Raw genomic sequence first — 483 nt, 5'->3', positions numbered from 1 at the left:
GTGGTACGCTGGCGGCTCTGCGATCTGGCCCAGATCCTGTCCGAGGATCACGGCGTGTCGGTTTCCGAGCAGACCCTGAGCCGGGTCTTGCGGGCGATGGCTACCGCAAGCTCTCGGCCCGTCCGCGCCATCACGCCCAGGACCCGGAGGCCGCGGCCATTTTTAAAAAGACTTCCCCGACCGTCTGGCGGAGATCGCGCAAGCTGTCGGCGGCAAGCCGATAGAGGTCTGGTTCTGCGACGAGGCCCGTGTCGGCCAGAAGAACACGCTGACCCGGCGCTGGGCCAAGCGCGGGACACGCCCCTCAGCCCCAAAGGATCAGCGCACACAGTCGGCCTACATCTTCGGGGCGATCTGCCCGGCCCGGGGCGTCGGCGCGGGTTTGGTCATGCCCCGCTGCAGCACCGAGGCGATGGCCAGACCCCTAGAAGAGAACTCAGGCACCGTGGCTACCGGTGCCAACGCCGAGCCCCTCCTCGATCA

At 67.7% G+C, this 483-nt stretch carries 1 pseudogene; it reads left to right on the top strand.

From position 1 onward, the window contains the following. A pseudogene (locus C1631_RS25470) lies at nucleotides 1-483 on the top strand (IS630 family transposase); the annotation flags it as partial.

Source organism: Chryseobacterium phosphatilyticum, assembly GCF_002899825.2.
GTDB lineage: Bacteria > Bacteroidota > Bacteroidia > Flavobacteriales > Weeksellaceae > Chryseobacterium > Chryseobacterium phosphatilyticum.
Note: the sequence above shows the minus strand (reverse complement) of the source record. Positions and strands in the feature narration are given on the sequence as shown.